This window comes from Lutaonella thermophila (assembly GCF_055387725.1).
On record NZ_AP043783.1, the window covers coordinates 928,055 to 947,540 of the forward strand.

Sequence of the window (19,486 nt, forward strand, 5' to 3'; positions counted from 1 at the left end):
CTCCAAAACTATTTTACCAATCTTACTTTTTTAGTAGAGTAACAGATTTCTTAACGGTTGGACCATTAATGGTAACAATAAACTGAGAACCAATTAACTGCTGTGTTGGTATTTGTAATAAACGATTTGCCGGTACATTCTTGTTTTTAGAATAAATAAGTTTACCGGTAATAGTATAAATGGTCACAGTTACTTGCGAATCGTTTCCGGCCAGATAAATATTTAAGTTGTCTGAAACCGGATTCGGAAATACTTCAACTGAATTTGAAACAAAAATAGTTTCATTATAAACACCTTGGCACAATTTGTCTGTGCTAACTTCTAAGGTGTTTAATCCTGGTTTTAAAGTAAGTGTTAGTTGGCTATTATTAGTTTGTTGTACCTTTCCATTTAAGTTTATGTAATAGGTTTTACTACCATTTAAAGTTAGCGAAACACTTTTACTAGTTTCACTAAATTTAGTGTAAACCGATAAATCTTCAGGTTCGGTTACAGATACGGTAAAACATTGCTCGTAGCCAGCTTCTCCGGAAACAGTAAAACAAAGGGTGTAAGTACCGGCATTTAAATTTTCTACAGACCAATTAGTTGTAAAACTACCTGAATCAGAAAATCCATTAGGGCCGGTAACAGAAACGTTATAATTTAAAGCTGTTTGTGTAGTTATATTTATTTGACCATTATTGGCATTACGGCAAGTTTCACTAATTGTAGAAATTTGGTAATTATTTGCCGGGAGGCTAAAAACTTCACATCCATCTACATTAACTGTTGCGCCAAAAGGTGTATTGTTACAAAGATCGTTAGCGTTTTCAACGCCATCGCTATCGGTATCATTAGGGTCTATTACCGGCTTATCGGCTAATACCATAAATTCTCCGGGCTGTAATGTAATGGGATCGTTTACATTTGTTATTTCAATAGGAGTATTCCTCTCTAAAATATTATACCAAGTTCCGGTTATTTGAAAATTCGGATCAATATTTTGTGTAGTAACTCCAAAATTACCAATTATGGTAACGTATTGTAATTCTTGCCCAGTTGCAGCATTATAAGTAAGCTGAATTTTTTTTAATCCGGAAGCATCGTTAGCATCAATACTAACATCAGTGGTTTTAAAAATAGGTTCGGTAAGTTTTAAGTTAATTAGCTTAGCCCAAGTATCGTATATAGCTTTTCTGTTAGGGTTATCAGCATATTCCCATAAAATTGGTTTGTTGCCGGTTCTACCATTCTCATCTATAGAAATGTCATATCCCAGCTCTCCAAATTGCCAAATCATTTTTGGTCCGGGAATAGTAAAAAAGAATACACCGGCTGTTTGCATTCTGTAAAGCGCTGTATTTAAATCTTTTACCGAATAGCCATTAGCAGCATTACCAAATTCTAAATTTTTATACATAAGCCGTTCTTCGTCGTGGCTTTCCATATACGATATAGCTGATGGACCATTAAATCCTTTTACGGCATAATGTGCCCAAGCAAAATTAGATTTTCCATTGTCATGGTAGCCCATGGTAGCTTCATTGTATGGGTCTGTAACTTTATTCCATAATAAAATACCTTTCCCTTCTGCAGCTCTATACTCTGCCCACTCACTTTCTTCGGTAATACCTCCTAAATGTTCAAAAATCACATAAAAATCAGGATTTATTTCCCACTGATAATCTGCATAAAGTTTTAAAACATCAACCCTATCTTGTTGATAGTTATTTGTACACGATTGGTCGTTTGCAGTACAATTTTGTGTAAATCCTTTTGTTAAATCCCACCTAAAACCATCTATTTTAAACTCTTCAATCCAGTACTGTGCCGTACGTTTCACATAATCTCGGGTTGCCTGCGAACTATGATTAAAATCATTAAATACACTATATGAATGAGTTGCTTGTTGGTTAAAGAAAGGGTTGTCTGGTGTTGCGCTTCCGCCTAAACCACCGTTAGAATCGTTCCACAATCTAAAGTATGGATTCTGGCCGGTTGCATGGTTGTAAACCACATCTAAAATAACGGCAATTCCTCTGGCATGACATTCATCTATTAACGCTTTAAAAGCATTTTTTGTACCGTAATATTTATCTAAAGCCATATGAAATGAAGGGTTGTACCCCCAGCTTTCGTTCCCGTCAAATTCACTAACCGGCATAAGCTCAATTGCATTTATGCCTAACTCTTGTAGGTAGTCTAATCGGTTTTTAAGAGCATTAAAACTATGAAGCTCATCAAAATCTCTTAACAATATTTCGTAAACAACAAGGTCTTCTTTATTTGGTGCTTGAAAATTTGTGGTTTGCCAAACATAATCCGGATCACCGGTACGTAAAACAGTAACAGCTTCGGTTGTTTTACCTGTTGGATAGGATGGTAAATCAGGATAGGTAACTGCATCAATAAATTGGTCTGTATAAGGATCTGCAATCAAGGTAGAATAAGGATCTGCTATATTAATTTCATAATCTACTAAGTATTGATACATATGATTAAATTGAGGAGTAAGCCCTGTTAGCTCTATCCAGAACCTATCAGATGCAGAGTCTTTATTCATCACATAATTGTTGTCTATTTTCCAATCGTTAAAATCACCAATTACATGAACAAATTGTTTTAAAGGGGCATATAACACAAGTGTAGCTTTGGTTGGGTCTGCAGTATCTAAATTTATACCGTCTTTCATGCCTGCTGGAACCGGAGCTTCTGTTACGGTAGGTGGTATTAATGCTTGAAATGTTACACTATCTGTGTCTGACCCGTTAGTAGCCGATAAAACAAAGTCTGTATTTTCTGTTACAGAATAGGAGTAAGAGTAATTAGTAATATTATTTTGCGTATCTACAACATTACCGTTGGCTGTTAGGGTAAAAGTGGCTGTTAAAGTTGTTGTAGCGGTTATAGTAAAGTTTTCTCCCGAAGTAACAATGCTAACATTTTCTGATGGATTACTAAGTATAAGCTGAAAAGCACCTACATCAAAAAAGAAATCGTTACACCCATTATCTTTTAGCTCTTGGCTTCCATTTTCGTTTCTAAAAACCATACCAATTTTAGTTGCATTGGCAGCTTGTGTATCTGTTAGGTTAAAATAAGTTTTCGGGTTTATAGTTATACTCCAAGTTCCGTCTCCGTTGTTGGTCATTTCTCCAACACCATCATCTTCCCCCCAATTTCCAACTACACTAAAACCCCAAGGGTTAGAGTCGTCTCCAATACCCGCATGCATATACACTTTAGTAGGATTGTTAAATCCGTTACAATCTGTAAGTGTACTATTAGCATCTACAGTAATTGTAATAGTATCATCTACCTCGAAAGCAGACGGAGAGATAGTTACTTGAGCAAGTGTTAATAAAGGAAAAAAGAAAAGGAGTATAATTTTTTTCATGTAATGTTTGTTTAGTTGAAAAAAAGGGCTTCTCAAAAAACAACTTGAGAAGCCCTTTAAAGTTATGGAATTAAATAATAAGCATTACAATACTTTGTTTAGGGCATAGGTGTTGTTGTTTAAATCTAATACAACACGGTAGCTTCCGGCTTCATCTACTACAATATTAGCGCCACCGGCATCTAAAGTACCATCACCACCATCATCACCAAAATCGGTAGTCCATTGGTTGTTTACTCTAAACTTCATTTCTCCTGCACTTAGGGTAACAATATCTCCGTACCATAAACCTGGGTTTACTTGGGTTAATGAGAAATCGTCTGTAGCACCCCAATCATTGTATGCAGAACCTACAACACCCCAGATTTCTGCTGGTTCCATAGTGTAGGTGTTATTATTTAAATCTAATGTAATGCTGTAATGGCCTGCAGTAACCGGAATATTAGCTCCCCCGGCATCTAAGGTGCCATCAGCGCCATCATCACCAAAGTCTGAGTTCCAAGCATTGTTAAATCTAAATTTAATTTCTCCATCTACTAATTTAACACCTACTTTAAAGGTATCTGTAGTATAATCATAGTAGAATTTAGCATCTGGACCGGCATTACCCCAATCATTATAACCAGAACCTACAACACCCCAAGAGAATTCTTCTATTGTATAAGTATTGTTGTTAAGGTCTAAGGTGATTTTATAGTTACCTGCAGTTACCGGAATGTTAGCTCCTCCAGAATCTAATGTACCATCGTTACCATCATCTCCAAAGTCATTATCCCAGGCGTTATCTTCTCTAAATTTAATTTCACCATCTACAAGTGTTACATAGGCTACTAATACATTAGCTTGATCTGTGGTGTAGAACGGAGCATCTTCAAATGCACCCCAGTTGTTATAACCGGAACCTACAACACCCCAAGATGAAATTTGTACACCGCTACCAGAACCGGTATCTTCCGGTAAAACAACGGTTAGTGCTTGAGGCTGTGAAATGTTTTCGGTTGCATTGCTACCACCGTCTCCGGCATACGCACGAACTCTAAAATATAACATTCCTGTGTTTGGCTTGTCGTCTGTACTTGGGTCGTTATCTAAGCCTGCAGCTTCTGCAAATGCTAACATCTGACCAATGGTAACAGCCATTTCTGTACTGGTTGTAGTTCCTACAACTTCGAATGAGCTAAAATCTTCGCTTGCAGATTGCTGTAAATCGTAAGAGATATTGGTTTGAACACCAAAATCTACAGGATTCCAAATAAAGCGCTCTGCAATATTGCTAGATGCGTTAGAAACTAAAATGTATTCGTCTATAAAAGTGTTTAAAAAGCTAACACCTTCTGGGTCAGGTTGTGTAACAAACACAACATCGTCGTCATAATTACATGCATTAAATGATACTAATGCGATGAGCGACAGGATTAATATTGATAACTTTTTCATTGTCTTTAATTTATAATTAGTAACCTGGGTTTTGTTTTAAGTTGGTATTTACACCTAAATCTGTTGCCGGTAAAGGCATAATGTTTCTGAAAGCTTCAGTAGTTGTACCCTGAGGTACATTACCTTTAAATGCCCATATACCATTTTCGGTAAATTGTCCGAACCTTATTAAATCGGTTCTTCTGTGAGCTTCCCAATAGAGCTCTCTTGCGCGTTCTTCTAAGATAAAATCTAATGTTAAATCAGATTGTGTGATGTTTCCGCTTGTATCTCCATAAGCACGAACTCTAAGCTCGTTTATGTAATTTACGGCAGTAGCTAAGCTTCCGCCACCACCTCTTAATACAGCCTCTGCATACATCAGGTAAACATCTGCAAGACGAAACATTGGGAAGTCGGTATCCGGATGGTTGTCTGGGTCAGACCCGGGGTTACCGTTTACATCTACATTTTTATATTTTACAATCGCATAACCGTCTGTAAATCTCGAGATATTTTCTATTTCTTTAGTTTGGCCATCAGTATGGAAAGAAGCTCTAGAATCTGGAGAATTTGCTTCGCCAGGGAATAACTCTACAAATTCCGGAGTTGTTCTAATTCCGGCCCATCCACCATTAATGCCAAACTCTGCAGGATCCATACTACCACCTACCGGAGCATGAACAAAGAATGTCATTCCTCCAAATGATTGCGTGTTTAAACCATCAAAAGGAATGGTAAATATAAACTCGTTTTGAGCTCCGTTACTATCATTATCAGCTAAGAATAAATGCTGATATGGTACATTTGCAATACTGTACCCTGCATTAATTATTTGGTTACAGTATGTAATACAATCTGCATAGCGCGGAGTACCGGTGTACACTTCTGCATTTAAGTAAAGTTTAGCTAAAAGCGCCCAAACAGCTCCACGGTCTGCTCTACCATATTCGTTTTGTCTGGCAGCAACAATTTCATCTTCTATATCTAAAAGCTCAGACTCTATAAAGCTGAATAATTCTGCTCGCTCAATTTGAGGAGGTAAGAATGCACCAATCGGGTCATCCTCGGTAACAAATGGAGGGTTTCCATATAAATCCATTAAGTGCCAGTAGCTAAGTGCTCTCATAAAACGAGCTTCTGCTCTGTACTCTTGTATGGAGTTTCTTAAATCGCCAGATACACCTCTTTCATCTAATTTAGCATCTGTTGTTTGACGAAGAAACTCGTTGGTTAATGATACCTGATAAAGTAAACGAGTGTACATAGTACGAATAAACTCGTTACCTGATGTCCAAACTTGACCGTGAAGGTCTTTTATAGTACCATCATTCCAACCAATTAGGGCTTCGTCTGTTGTTAACTCTTGCATTTTCCAGTACAGGCGCAAGTAGTTAGAAAATCCTTCGTCTAACCCGGCTAAATCTGGGTCTCCGGCAGGCCCCTCTTGTCCGCTTAACGAAATTCCGGCGTAAATTTTTGCCAAGAATGCTCGGTAAGCGCTTGGGTCATCAAAAGCAGAAGCCGATGTTAGCCTATCGTCTTCCGGCTCAAGGTCTAATTCTTTCTCACATGAAACAAAAACTGCTGCAGAGAGAAACAGGATTAGATATGTTTTTAGTTTGCTAAACATAATATTGTGTTTTAAACTTTTCATAATTAATAGGTAAGATTAATGCCAAGCACAAATGTTCTAGGTCTTGGATAAAAATTATTGTCTATACCACTTGGAATTTCCGGGTCTAAACCTTCGTAATCTGAAATGGTAAATATGTTTGTTGCTGTAAGCGATAAACGAAGATCTATTTTTTCTCCAGGAACCAAGTAACCTAAAGAAGCGTTATCTAATCTAACAAAATCTGCTCTTCTAATATAATAATCTGAGAACAATTGATTAGACTGGAATCCGCTATCTAGTAAGTTAGTGCTTGCATTGGCATAATAATTACCCGGTGTATTGGTAACCGCTTCTACGTAGCCGGTGTTAGATTGTACGTTGTTGTAGTTATAATTGCCAAAGCTACCTCTAAATGTAAAGCTAAAATCTAAGTTTTTATAGCTTAAGTTAGATGTTAACCCAATAAAAGCATCTGGAGTTGCTTTTTTGTATGGCACTCTATCTGCTTCTGTAATCTGGTTGTCTCCGTTAACATCTGCATAAGCACCTTCTATTGGGTTTCCTGCTTGGTCATAAACTTGTCTGAACACAAAGAAAGTAGAAGGGTCGTAACCTTCTTTCCAGATTTGAATGGTGTTACCTACACCACCAGATATCCCTCCTTGCGGAATAAAGAAATCCGGGTCGTTACCAAGAGAAATTTTAGTAATTTCTCTGTCTTGGAAAGTAACATTAAAACCTAAATCCCAAGAAAAATCATCGGTATCAAATAGTACACCGTTTAAATCTATTTCTAAACCTTTACTGGTTGTTTGTCCTACGTTTGTAGTTAATAAATCTGAAAGGTTAGAACCTGCCGGTGTTGGGATAGTAGCTAAAAGGTCTTGGGTCTCTCTGTAATAAGCATCTATTGTACCGCTTATACGATTGTTAAATAAACCAAAGTCTATACCGGCATTGTATTGTGTTGTTTCTTCCCATTTTAAATTTTCATCAAATTCTTCAGGACGTAATGTATTTACGAATTCGTTGCCAAATTGAACTCTTGCAGAGTTTTCACTTGGGCTGTAAATTCCTAAATAACCATAATTAGCTCCAATTTCTTGTTGCCCCGTAATACCCCAACCTGCACGTAGTTTAAGGTTAGATATAGTTTTAGAGTCTCTTAAGAAATTTTCATTACTAACTTTCCATCCGATTGATGCTGCAGGGAAACTACCCCAACGGTTATCTTCAGAAAAACGAGAAGAGCCATCACGTCTGTAACTTGCAGAAATCAGGTATTTGTCTGCAATGTCAAAGCTTACTCTTGCAAAGTAAGACTCTAACGCGTTACGGTTTACGGTTCTTGGGATGATAATTTGATTGCCGTTTACCGTAACTTCTCTATCAGATAGCACAAAGAACTCTTGGAAAGAGTGTCCGGCTGTTATATCGTAAGAGATATCTACGCTCTCAATTTCGTTTTTATAGTTAAAATAAAAGTCTAATAGCTTGTTTCTGTTAAGCCCTGAATAAAAGTTTCTAGTTTCTGTTGTACTAGTAACTACAGCAGATTTTAAATCAATATATTGTTTACCTCTTAATTCAGAGTAGTCTATACCGGCATTTAAGTTAAAACGTAATTCCGGTAAAAAGTGAAATCTGTAATCTATATTTAAGTTTGTAATATTTCGCTTGTTACGCGCTCTATTATCAAATTGTTCTAATAATGCTACAGGGTTTCTGGGTGCATTAACTTCAATTTGGTCACCGTTTCTAAACTCAAAATAACCTCCAAATGGGCTATCAGGATCATAAACAGGTTGAGTAGGGTCAAAACTAACGGCAGCACCAATAGCACCTTGGTTAGCATAAACATTATCATCCATTATGCCCTTGGTAGATAGTGTAAGTTTTAACTTATTATCAAAAAGTTTTTGAATTAAGTTAATGTTTACGGCATTACGTTCGTAAAGATCTGTTTTTAAAATACCTGTTTGTGATGTATGATTTAAGTTTACTCTGTAGTTAAAGTTCTCAAATCCTTGAGAGAAGGTAACATTGTGTATTGCTCCAACGGCATGTTGGTAAATTTTATTTTGCCAGTTGGTACGGGCAGTACCCAATAAACTTGGATCGGTTCCCGGAGTGCTTTCTACAACATTTCTAAACTGATCAGGATTTAAAACAGATACAGTTTCTGTAACTTCACCAATAGAAGCTTTTAAATCGTATTCTACTTGAAAAGGAGCACCGTCTTTACCTTTTTTGGTTGTAATTAAAATTACACCGTTAGAGGCTCTCGATCCGTATATTGCAGTTGCAGATGCATCTTTTAAAACAACAAAATCTTCAATTTCGTTAGGGTTAATAGCATTAAGCTGGTTTCTAACACCTTGAACACCTCGTTGATCTAACGGAATACCATCTACTACAATAAGCGGGTCATTACTGGCAGAAATAGAGGCTCCACCTCTAATTCTAATTTCTGCACCACCACCGGGTTGACCACCGCCAGAGGTTATTCTGACACCGGCAGATTTACCGGAAAGTAATGCTTCCGGAGAAACAATAGCTCCTTTGTTAAACTCTTCAGAATCAATTTTTTGCACCGCTCCTGTTGCGTCTTGCTTGGTAGTACTACCATATCCAATAACAACAACCTCATCTAGTTTAGCTCTATCTTCTTGCATACTTACATTAAGTGTAGAGCCGGTAACGGTAACTTCTAGAGTTTTAAAACCTATGTAAGAGAACACTAATACATCTCCTTGATTGGCTTCAATTTGATAATTACCGTCAAAATCAGAAGTTGTACCAGTTGTGGTTCCCTTAACAACAATATTTACTCCGGGCAAAGGGGTATTTGTGCCTTGCTCGGTTACTACACCACTAACAGTTTGAGCTACCATTCCTAACGGAATACATAGCGTCAAAATTAGGATGTACTTTCGTAATTTTTCCATACGTTACAATTAATTTTGTTAGCTAATTTTTGCGTTATATTTTTACTTCTCACAGTTAAATGTAGGTAAATTTAATGTTAAAATTAGGCCTACCTTAATAACTATAGTTATGAAAACGTTTTCGAAAACCTATGAAAACGTTTTCGTGTTAATAACTTTTTAAACCTGATAAATTTGTAATTTAGAACCCGAAAGATTACCATATTGTTAGTAAATGCTATGGTTTATTGATAGATTATCAATTATATATTAATGAGAAAGAAAATTACCTTTAAGCAAATAGCTAAAGAATTAGATGTTTCTGTTTCTACCGTTTCAAAAGCGTTACGAAACAGTAAAGAAATCAGTAAAGATACCAGAGAAAAGATACAAGCTTTTGCAAAACTCTACAACTACAAGCCTAATAATATTGCCATTAGTTTAAAGAATAAACGAACCAAAAACATTGGCGTTATTATTCCTGAAATTGTACACCACTTTTTCACTACCGTAATTACCGGAATAGAGCGTGAAGCTAATGCCAGAGGATACAATGTAATTGTTTGCCTATCTGATGAATCTTTTGATAAAGAGGTGGTAAACATGGAGATGTTAGCCAATGGTAGTATAGACGGATTTATTATATCGCTCTCTAAAGAAACCCAAGCCAAAAAAGACTTCCATCATCTAACCGAAGTTATAGACCAAGGAATGCCGTTGGTAATGTTTGATAGAGTTTCTGATGATATTTATTGTGATAAAGTTATAATAGATGACGCGCAAGGAGCTTACGAAGCCGTAAACCATTTAATTAAAACCGGATGTAAAAAAATAGCACTCATTACAACGGTAGATTATGTGAGTGTAGGAATGCTTAGAACCTTAGGTTATATGAAAGCACTACAAGATGCCGGAATAGAAGTAAACGAAGATTTGATTTTAAAAATAGAAGATATAGAAAACTGCGAGAAAGCTATAGCCGAACTATTTAATAATCAAAAATTCGATGCTGTTTTTGCAGTAAATGAGCTTTTTGCTGTTACAGGGATGAAAATTGCTCAAAAAAGAGGCTTCTCTATACCGGAAGATATTTCGTTTATAGGATTTACAGACGGGATACTCTCTAAACATGCTACACCAACGTTAACCACAGTAGCACAGCATGGTATAGAAATGGGTGAAATTGCAGCTAAAATGTTAATAGATAAACTAGAAGAACGTGTAGATGAAGACGCTTGTTTTGTAGAGATTATTAAGACCTCGTTAATAGAACGAGAGTCTACAAAAAAACTTTGATTTTGTTGTTCAAATAAAAAAAATACTATCTTTACCCCAATCAAAACTTATATTTTTACTTCTCACCCGTGTAAGTTTTGATAAGTACAGCGCTTATCAAAATAGTATTAATCTAAACATACTATTATGAAAAAGCGAACACTGGGTTTCTGGGAAATTTGGAACATGAGTTTCGGTTTCTTAGGAATTCAAATGGGTTTTGCTCTCCAAAATGCCAACGTTAGTAGAATTTTTCAAACCTTAGGAGCAGAAATAGACGATATTCCTATTCTGTGGGTTGCTGCACCACTAACAGGGTTAATTGTTCAACCTATTGTAGGGTATTTTAGTGATAGAACCTGGCACAAAACCTTAGGACGTCGTAGACCTTATTTTTTAGTAGGGGCAATTTTAGCCTCTGCAGCCTTGTTTGTAATGCCAAACTCTCCAACACTTTGGTTTGCTGCCGGAATGTTATGGATAATGGATGCCTCTATAAACATCTCTATGGAGCCTTTTAGAGCTTTTGTGGGAGATAATTTGCCAGACCACCAGCGAACCAAAGGTTTTGCAATGCAAAGTTTTTTTATAGGTATTGGGGCATATGTAGCTTCTAAATTACCATTAATTTTAACATATTTTGGAGTAGCCAATACAGCTCCTGAAGGCGTAATCCCAGACTCTGTTAAATACTCATTTTATATTGGAGGTATAGCTTTTTTTACAGCTGTACTCTGGACAGTTATCAGGTCTAAAGAATATTCTCCGGAAGAAATGAAGGTTTTTGAAGCCGAAGAAGGAGATGAATTTAAAAAAGAAAAAAAGCCTATAGAATGGTATGTTTCTAATGGAAAAAATCACATTAAAAAAGGCGTAATCACATTACTCATTTCTGCAATTTCTACGTATTTGGTTTACCACTTTAACCTAAAAAAAGATTTATATGTATTAACTGTTGGGTTAGTTGGTTTAGGAGGACTTGCAATGCTTATATCTGGGCTATTGCAACGTAAAGAAAACATAAAAAATGGTTTTGTAATCATTGTTAACGATTTTCAGTCTATGCCAAAAGTGATGAAACAGCTGGCATGGGTACAATTTTTCTCTTGGTTTGCACTATTCTCTATGTGGATATATACCACCGGAGCTGTAACAGAACATATTTATAACACAACCGATACAACTTCTGTTGCTTATAATACCGGAGCAAATCAAGTTGGAGAAATGTTTGCAAACTATAACATTATAGCTGCTTTAGTTGCTTTTTTATTACCGGTTTTAGCAAAAAAAACCAGCAGAAAGTTTACCCACTTTTTAGCCTTAGTAGCCGGAGGCTTCGGATTGCTCTCTATTTACTTTATAAAAACACCGGGTGTTTTAACATTAGAGTGGTTACCAATGATTGGTGTAGGTATTGCTTGGGCAAGTATTCTATCCATTCCGTATGCAATGCTATCAGGCTCTTTACCGGCTTCAAAAATGGGATATTATATGGGTGTATTTAATTTCTTTATTGTAATTCCGCAATTAGTAGCAGCATCTATACTAGGCTTTTTAGTAGCAAAGTTTTTTAACAACCAACCGGTATATGCTTTAGTAATAGGAGGAGTTTCGATGATTCTTGCCGGAGTATTATCGTTAACAGTAGATGATAAAGCCACAATAGAAATAAATGAATAGTAAAGGATTTATATTTGATTTAGATGGTGTAATTGTAGATACTGCCAAGTATCATTTTCTAGCCTGGAAAAAATTGGCTAACAGCATTGGAATTGATTTTACCGAAGCACAAAACGAACAATTAAAAGGAGTAAGCAGGGTAGCATCTTTAAAAAAAATACTTGCCTGGGGAAACAAAGAAGTATCAGAAGATAAGTTTATGGAACTCATGGCACTTAAAAACAACGATTACCTGAGTTTTATAGACAAAATGACTCAAAAAGAGGTGTTGCCAAATGTTATACAAACACTTACGTATTTAAAAAAACAAAAACAACCTATTGCTTTAGGCTCTGCGAGTAAGAATGCTAAAACTATTTTAAGAAAAGTAGATTTGTTAGTTTTTTTTGAAGCAATAGTTGATGGAAATGAAGTAGAGAAAGCAAAACCAAATCCTGAAGTATTTTTAAAAGCTGCTAAATTATTACAATTACCTCCGGAGCAATGCGTAGTTTTTGAAGATTCTGTTGCCGGAATTCAGGCAGCCAATACTGCTAACATGATTTCTATTGGTATTGGCAATAAAGAAATTTTAAAACAAGCAGATTACGTTTTTGAAAACTTTACAGAGATAACACCAGAATTTTTAGACCAAATCATAAAACATCCCCCAAAAAAACAACTAATAAAATAAGTATTGTAGAAGCAGATTAATGTAAACTGATTAGTAAAAAGATGAATCAAGATTATATCATACCAAACGAGTGGTCTATTATAGAAGAAGGTTTCGATGCGTCTAAAGTTAAAGCCTCAGAGAGTTTGTTTAGCTTAGGAAACGGAGCAATGGGGCAGAGAGCTAATTTTGAGGAGCACTATTCCGGACCAACTTTTCAAGGAAGTTATATTGCAGGAGTTTACTACCCCGATAAAACACGTGTAGGTTGGTGGAAAAACGGATACCCAGAATACTTTGCTAAAGTGTTAAATGCACCAAATTGGATTGGGATTAACGTATATGTGAACAACGTTCAATTAGACTTGCATACTTGCAAAGAGATAAAAAACTTTAAAAGAGAACTAAACATGAAAGAAGGATGGTTGTTACGTACTTTTACGGCAACCCTTCCTAACGATGTTACCGTAGCAGTTAGCGCCAAACGCTTTCTGAGTTTAGATATAGATGAGGTTGGTGCAATACAGTACCAGATTACACCTTTAAATACTGCTGCCCAAATTACCTTTAAACCTTATTTAGACGGAGGTATTAAAAATGAAGATAGTAATTGGGATGATAAGTTTTGGGAAACACTAAAAATTTCTCAGCAAGACAACATGGCATTTATAATTTCTCGAACCATGAAAACAGATTTTCATGTGTGTACGGGAATGCTAACAAATGTTTATATAGATGGGGTACAACAACCCCAAGTAAAACAACATGAAACAGTAGATGAGCGTATAGTTTTTGAGTACAACTACAATATTAAAGCTAACCAAACTGTTAGCTTAGTTAAGTTTGGAGGATACACAGTATCACTAAACCACCCAAAAGATAAGTTGCTGCAAGCTTCAACCAAAGTGCTACAAAAAGCTGCTGCAATTGGCTTTAATAAACTGTTGCAAATGCAAAAAGAAGCTTGGTGCAAGATTTGGGATATGGCAGATATTACTATTTCCGGCGATGTAAAAGCACAACAAGGTATTAGGTTTAATATATATCAGCTTAATCAAACCTACTTAGGTAAAGATGCAAGATTAAACATTGGTCCAAAAGGATTTACCGGCGAAAAATATGGCGGTAGCACCTACTGGGATACAGAAGCATATTGCCTACCATTTTATATGGCAACAAAAGACCAACAAGTTGCCAGAAATCTATTAACGTATAGGTATAATCATTTAGAAAAAGCCATAGAAAATGCAGAGAAACTGGGCTTTTCTAACGGTGCAGCATTATACCCAATGGTAACCATGAATGGAGAAGAATGCCATAATGAATGGGAGATTACTTTCGAAGAAATTCACAGAAACGGAGCTATTGCATATGCAATTTACAATTACCATAGGTATACAGGAGACTACAGTTATATACCCGAAAAAGGGCTTGAAGTATTAATAGGTATAGCTCGTTTTTGGCATCAACGCGTTAATTTTTCTGAAGAAAAACAACAGTATGTAATTTTAGGAGTTACCGGCCCTAATGAGTATGAAAACAATGTAAATAATAATTGGTATACAAATTACATAGCACGCTGGTGCATAGAATATGCTTTAGAGAACATACAAAAAGTTAAAGAAGAATATCCAACAGATTACGCCCGAGTAATTAATAAAGTAAAACTCTCTGAAACAGAAATGCAAAACTGGAAAGAGGTAGCCAATAACATCTATTTTCCGTATTCAGAGAAGCATCAGGTTTTCTTGCAGCAAGATGGTTTTTTAGATAAAGAAATGACAACCGTTGCCGATTTACCTCAATCAGAAAGACCTATTAACCAAAAATGGAGTTGGGACAGAATTTTGCGCTCACCATACATTAAACAAGCTGATGTTTTACAAGGATTTTACTTCTTTGAAGATCATTTTACAACTCCGGAGATAGAACGTCATTTTGATTTTTACGAACCTTTTACAGTTCACGAAAGCTCACTTTCACCATGTGTTCATAGCATATTGGCAGCCAAACTTAGAAGAAAGGACCAAGCCTATACATTTTATTTAAGAACATCTAGGTTAGATTTAGACGACTATAATAAAGAAGTTCACGAAGGCTTACACATTACCTCTATGGCAGGAACTTGGATGAGTATTGTAGAAGGGTTTGGAGGCATGAGAGTTAAAAATAACACATTAAGTTTTACGCCACAAATACCGGATCAATGGGAGGCATATTCGTTTAAAGTAAACTTTAGAAACCAGATTTTAAAAGTAAAAGTTTGTAAAAACGACACTAAGTTTGAGTTAGAAGGAACCACACCGTTACAACTTGAAGTAAACGGAAAGTTAATTACAATAGAACCTAACAATTTGGTTACGGTATAAAACACAAAATACTTAGGTAATGAAAAGGATAGTTTTAGTATTACTAATTATTAATAGCTTTTTTTTAGAAGCTCAAATAAGTAAGGTAGAGCCCCCATTTTGGTGGAGCAACATGAAAAACCCCGAACTTCAATTACTATTTTACGGAGATAATATTGCTCAATACGAGCTAGAGTTTCCATCAGAAATTAAAGTAGTTAATGTTCGTAAAACCGAGAATCCAAACTACCTTTTCGTTACTATAAATATTCAAAATGTTTCGCCAAAAAACGTTGCCATAAAGGTTAAAGATAATGGTAAAACAATACAGAATCTGTCCTACGAACTCAAAAAAAGAAGAGAAGGCTCTGCACTCAGAAAAGGGTTTGATTCTAGTGATGTAATCTATTTACTAATGCCCGATAGGTTTGCCAATGGCAATCCGGATAATGACAGTACAGATGATACAGTTGAAAAAGCAAATAGAGAATTTAATGGAGGAAGACACGGAGGAGACATTCAAGGTATAATTAATCACTTAGATTACATTAAAGAACTTGGTGCAACAGCCATTTGGAGCACTCCAATGTTAGAAGATAACGAACCTACATATTCATATCATACCTATGCACAAAGCGATTTATATAAAATAGATCCTCGTTATGGTACTAATGAAGATTATAAGCGCTTGGCAGCAGAGATGCATAAACGTGATATGAAACTTATAATGGACTATGTTACCAATCATTGGGGGAGTAAACACTGGATAATTAAAGATTTGCCTACCAAAGATTGGATTCATTATTGGGAAAATGGCGAAAACGGTTTTCAGCGTAGTAATTACAGAATGACAACCCAGTTTGATGCTAATGCCTCTAAACATGATTCAGAAGCATGTATGAATGGTTGGTTTGATACCACCATGCCAGACATGAACCAAAGCAATCCTTTACTACTTAAATACATTACACAAAACGCTATTTGGTGGATTGAATATGCCAATTTAGACGGGTTTAGAGTAGACACCTATTCGTATAACGATAAAGAAGCAATTGCAAAATGGACTAAAGCAATTATGGACGAGTATCCAAACTTTAACATAGTAGGTGAAGTTTGGATGCACAACCAAGCCCAAATTGCGTATTGGCAAAAAGACAGTAAAATTGGTGCTATAGACAGCTATAACTCATATCTGCCAAGTGTTATGGATTTTACCTTGCATGATGCTATAATGGTAATGTTTAATGAAGATGAGCAAGGATGGGATAAAGGTATGGTTAGAGCCTATGAAAACTTTGTAAACGATTTTCTTTATCCGGATATTAATAACATTTTAGTTTTTGCCGGAAATCACGATACCAACAGAATTAATGAAATTTACAAGGGCGACTTTAACAAGTACAAAATGGTAATTACATTAATTACAACTGTTAGAGGAATACCCCAATTTTATTATGGAGATGAGATTGGTATGATGGGAAACAGAGACAAAAAAGGAGATGGAGATATACGACGTGATTTCCCTGGAGGCTGGCCTGGCGATACTAATAATGCTTTTACAGAAACCGGTCGTACCGCATTACAAAACCAATATTTTAATTTCACAAAAAAACTGTTTAACTGGCGAAAAAACAAAAAAGTAATACATACGGGTAAAACCATGCAATTTGTACCACACAATAACGTGTATGTTTACTTTAGGTACAATGATTCAGATAGGGTTATGGTAATTATTAATAACAACCCAAAAGACCAAGAAATTAAATTAGATAGGTTTACCGAAATGCTGAAAGATGCTAAAAGTGGCTACGAGGTTATTACAGATAAAACAATAAGCTTGCAGCAAAAACTAAAAATACCCGGAAAATCATCTATGATAATAGAAATTAACTAAACCAAAACACATCAGCCATCATGAAAAAAATAGCCTCCCTTATTTTCATTTTTTTACTAATTGGATGTCAGTCTAAAAAAAGCAATTGGCAGCCATCTGTAATAAAAGGGATGGCAACCCCCATTTACCTTAAGCAGCAACAAGACACCATTTTCTTGTCTGATTATTTTTTAGATACATCTGTTATAGATTCTGTAAAAACACATAAATCAAGTTCTGTTAAACTTATAAACGAAAATAAAAAAGCAGTAATTAAGGTTTCTAAAACTACACCGGATGTAACCAATTTAAGAGTTTATACTAATGGTGTTGCAAACGATATTCCTGTTTTTAAAAGCAATAAAAAACAAGTAACCATTGCTATTCCGGATAGCAACAAACAATATAAAACCGTTAAGGTTAAAGGAGAGTTTAGCAATTGGCAATTACTACCGCTAACCTTTAAAGATAGTTTATGGGAATATACTACATATGTATACCCCGGAAACCACCAATATGTGCTTGAGATAGATGGTGTAGAGCAGCCAGATCCAACAAACACCAATCAGGTTAGTAATGGTATGGGAGGTATAAATTCTGTATTGGCTATAGAAACATACCAAGATAGTGTTCCTTTTGTTAGCACAAGTACTTTTACAGAGAAAGCATTTACACTTACAAGTGCCAACCCTATTAACACAGCATTAGTATATTCAGATAATGTTTTAGTTGATTCTTTTTTTGATGAAAACGGAACAACGTCTATAACTATTAACATACCCAATAACACTGCTAAACGTTCCCATATACGAGTTTATACAGCCAATAAATTTGGTAGAGGGAACGATGTTTTAATTCCTCTGGAAGAAGGGAAAATAATTACCGATGCTACCAAGCTTACACGTACAGATTTTCATACCCAAGTAATGTACTTTTTAATGGTAGATAGGTTTAAAGACGGGAACCCTTCAAACACAAAAAAAGTGCAAAATGATAGCATTCATCCCAAAGCTAATTATTATGGTGGTGATTTAGAGGGAGTGCTATTAAAAATTAAAGAAGGATACTTCACAGAACTCGGTATAAATACCATTTGGCTATCTCCTATTACTCAGAACCCTGAAGGAGCTTACGGCTTATGGCCGGATCCGTTAACAAAATTTTCGGGGTATCATGGTTATTGGCCCATTAGCAATACTAAAATAGACTACAGATTTGGTAATGAGGATGTGTTTAGAGAGTTAATACAAGAAGCACATAAGCGTAATATTAATGTAATTTTAGATTATGTAGCTAACCATGTTCATGAAGAGCATCCTTTATACAAAAAACATCCTGAATGGGCTACCAATTTATACCTTCCGGATGGTACATTAAATACAGAAAAGTGGGATGAACATAGGCTAACCACTTGGTTTGATACCTTTATGCCAACGTTAGATTTTAGTAAACCCGAAGTGGTTGAGAAAATGACAGACTCTGCAGCTTATTGGGTTACTAATTACAATTTAGATGGGTTTAGGCATGATGCTACAAAACACATTCAACTTGAATTTTGGAGAACGCTCACCAAAAAAATTAAACAACGCACCAATAGGCCTATTTTTCAAATAGGAGAAACCTACGGAAGTCCGGACCTGATTAGAAGTTATGTAAACACCGGTATGCTCGATGCTCAGTTTGATTTTAATTTATATGATGCAGCTGTACAGGCCTTTGCAAAAAACGAAACAGGGTTTCAGCACTTGGCTGCCACCTTACAAAAATCATTACAATATTATGGCTATCATCATTTAATGGGCAATATATCGGGTAATCAAGACAGAGCAAGATTTATAAGTTACGCCTCGGGGGATGTTAGGTTTGATGAAGACGCAAAAAAAGCAGGCTGGACACGTAAGATTGGTATGAGCGACACCACTGCCTACAATAAATTAGCAATGTTGCAAGCCTTTAATATGGCTATTCCGGGAATTCCATGTATTTATTACGGAGATGAGTATGGTAGTATTGGTGGGAACGACCCCGACAACAGAAAAATGATGCGCTTTACAGGGCTTAATAAGCACGAGCAACAATTAAAGCAGAAAGTTGCAAACCTTGTAAAAACACGACGTAATTCGATGGCGCTGCAGTATGGTTCAACTAAAATAGTAGAAGCTTCAGATAATGCATTAATTATAAAAAGAACCTATTTTAATGAACAAGCAACGCTTATTATTAACACATCTGACAAGGAGTTAATTTTTGAAGGCGTTACTGTAAAACCAAATGACTTTGAACTTGTTATAAAAAAATAAACTAAGCACAACCAAAAA

The 19,486-nt window shown here is 35.8% G+C and carries 10 protein-coding genes; 6 read left to right on the forward strand and 4 right to left on the reverse strand.

Features of this window, described 5'->3' with window-relative positions:
* Positions 1 to 22: 22 nt before the first annotated feature.
* From ACZ5CF_RS04235 to ACZ5CF_RS04250, 4 genes are all read right to left on the reverse strand, one after another.
* Positions 23 to 3,379 carry an alpha-amylase family glycosyl hydrolase gene (locus ACZ5CF_RS04235; RefSeq protein WP_464580596.1) on the reverse strand — a complete coding sequence of 1,119 codons (3,357 nt, stop codon included), beginning with the start codon at positions 3,377 to 3,379 and terminating at the stop codon, positions 23 to 25.
* A gap of 84 nt (positions 3,380 to 3,463) precedes the next feature.
* Positions 3,464 to 4,816, reverse strand: a complete 1,353-nt coding sequence (locus ACZ5CF_RS04240) for a SusF/SusE family carbohydrate-binding protein (RefSeq protein WP_464580597.1) — start codon at positions 4,814 to 4,816, stop codon at positions 3,464 to 3,466.
* A 16-nt stretch (positions 4,817 to 4,832) separates the two neighbouring features.
* Entirely contained in the window at positions 4,833 to 6,428 is a 1,596-nt protein-coding gene (locus ACZ5CF_RS04245; RefSeq protein ID WP_464580598.1) for a RagB/SusD family nutrient uptake outer membrane protein, read from the reverse strand.
* 26 nt (positions 6,429 to 6,454) lie between these two features.
* Positions 6,455 to 9,361, reverse strand: a complete 2,907-nt coding sequence (locus ACZ5CF_RS04250; RefSeq protein WP_464580599.1) for a SusC/RagA family TonB-linked outer membrane protein — start codon at positions 9,359 to 9,361, stop codon at positions 6,455 to 6,457.
* A 252-nt stretch (positions 9,362 to 9,613) separates the two neighbouring features.
* Here ACZ5CF_RS04250 and ACZ5CF_RS04255 point away from each other — a divergent pair, with 252 nt between their 5' ends.
* From ACZ5CF_RS04255 to ACZ5CF_RS04280, 6 genes are all read left to right on the forward strand, one after another.
* Positions 9,614 to 10,636 carry a LacI family DNA-binding transcriptional regulator gene (locus ACZ5CF_RS04255; protein WP_464580600.1) on the forward strand — a complete coding sequence of 341 codons (1,023 nt, stop codon included), beginning with the start codon at positions 9,614 to 9,616 and terminating at the stop codon, positions 10,634 to 10,636.
* A gap of 126 nt (positions 10,637 to 10,762) precedes the next feature.
* Positions 10,763 to 12,295, forward strand: coding sequence for an MFS transporter (locus ACZ5CF_RS04260; protein ID WP_464580601.1), 1,533 nt, complete (start codon positions 10,763 to 10,765; stop codon positions 12,293 to 12,295).
* Positions 12,288 to 12,968 (forward strand): beta-phosphoglucomutase, encoded by a 681-nt coding sequence (pgmB, locus tag ACZ5CF_RS04265; RefSeq protein ID WP_464580602.1) that lies wholly within the window; start codon positions 12,288 to 12,290, stop codon positions 12,966 to 12,968. Before ACZ5CF_RS04260 ends, pgmB begins: the two co-directional genes overlap by 8 nt.
* A 41-nt stretch (positions 12,969 to 13,009) precedes the next feature.
* Complete coding sequence (locus tag ACZ5CF_RS04270) at positions 13,010 to 15,316, forward strand: glycoside hydrolase family 65 protein (protein WP_464580603.1); 2,307 nt, start codon at positions 13,010 to 13,012, stop codon at positions 15,314 to 15,316.
* Positions 15,317 to 15,335: 19 nt separating this feature from the next.
* On the forward strand, positions 15,336 to 17,189 hold the full coding sequence (locus ACZ5CF_RS04275; protein ID WP_464580604.1) for a glycoside hydrolase family 13 protein: 1,854 nt from the start codon (positions 15,336 to 15,338) through the stop codon (positions 17,187 to 17,189).
* A gap of 20 nt (positions 17,190 to 17,209) precedes the next feature.
* Positions 17,210 to 19,468, forward strand: coding sequence for an alpha-amylase family glycosyl hydrolase (locus tag ACZ5CF_RS04280; protein WP_464580605.1), 2,259 nt, complete (start codon positions 17,210 to 17,212; stop codon positions 19,466 to 19,468).
* The last annotated feature ends 18 nt before the right edge of the window (positions 19,469 to 19,486 follow it).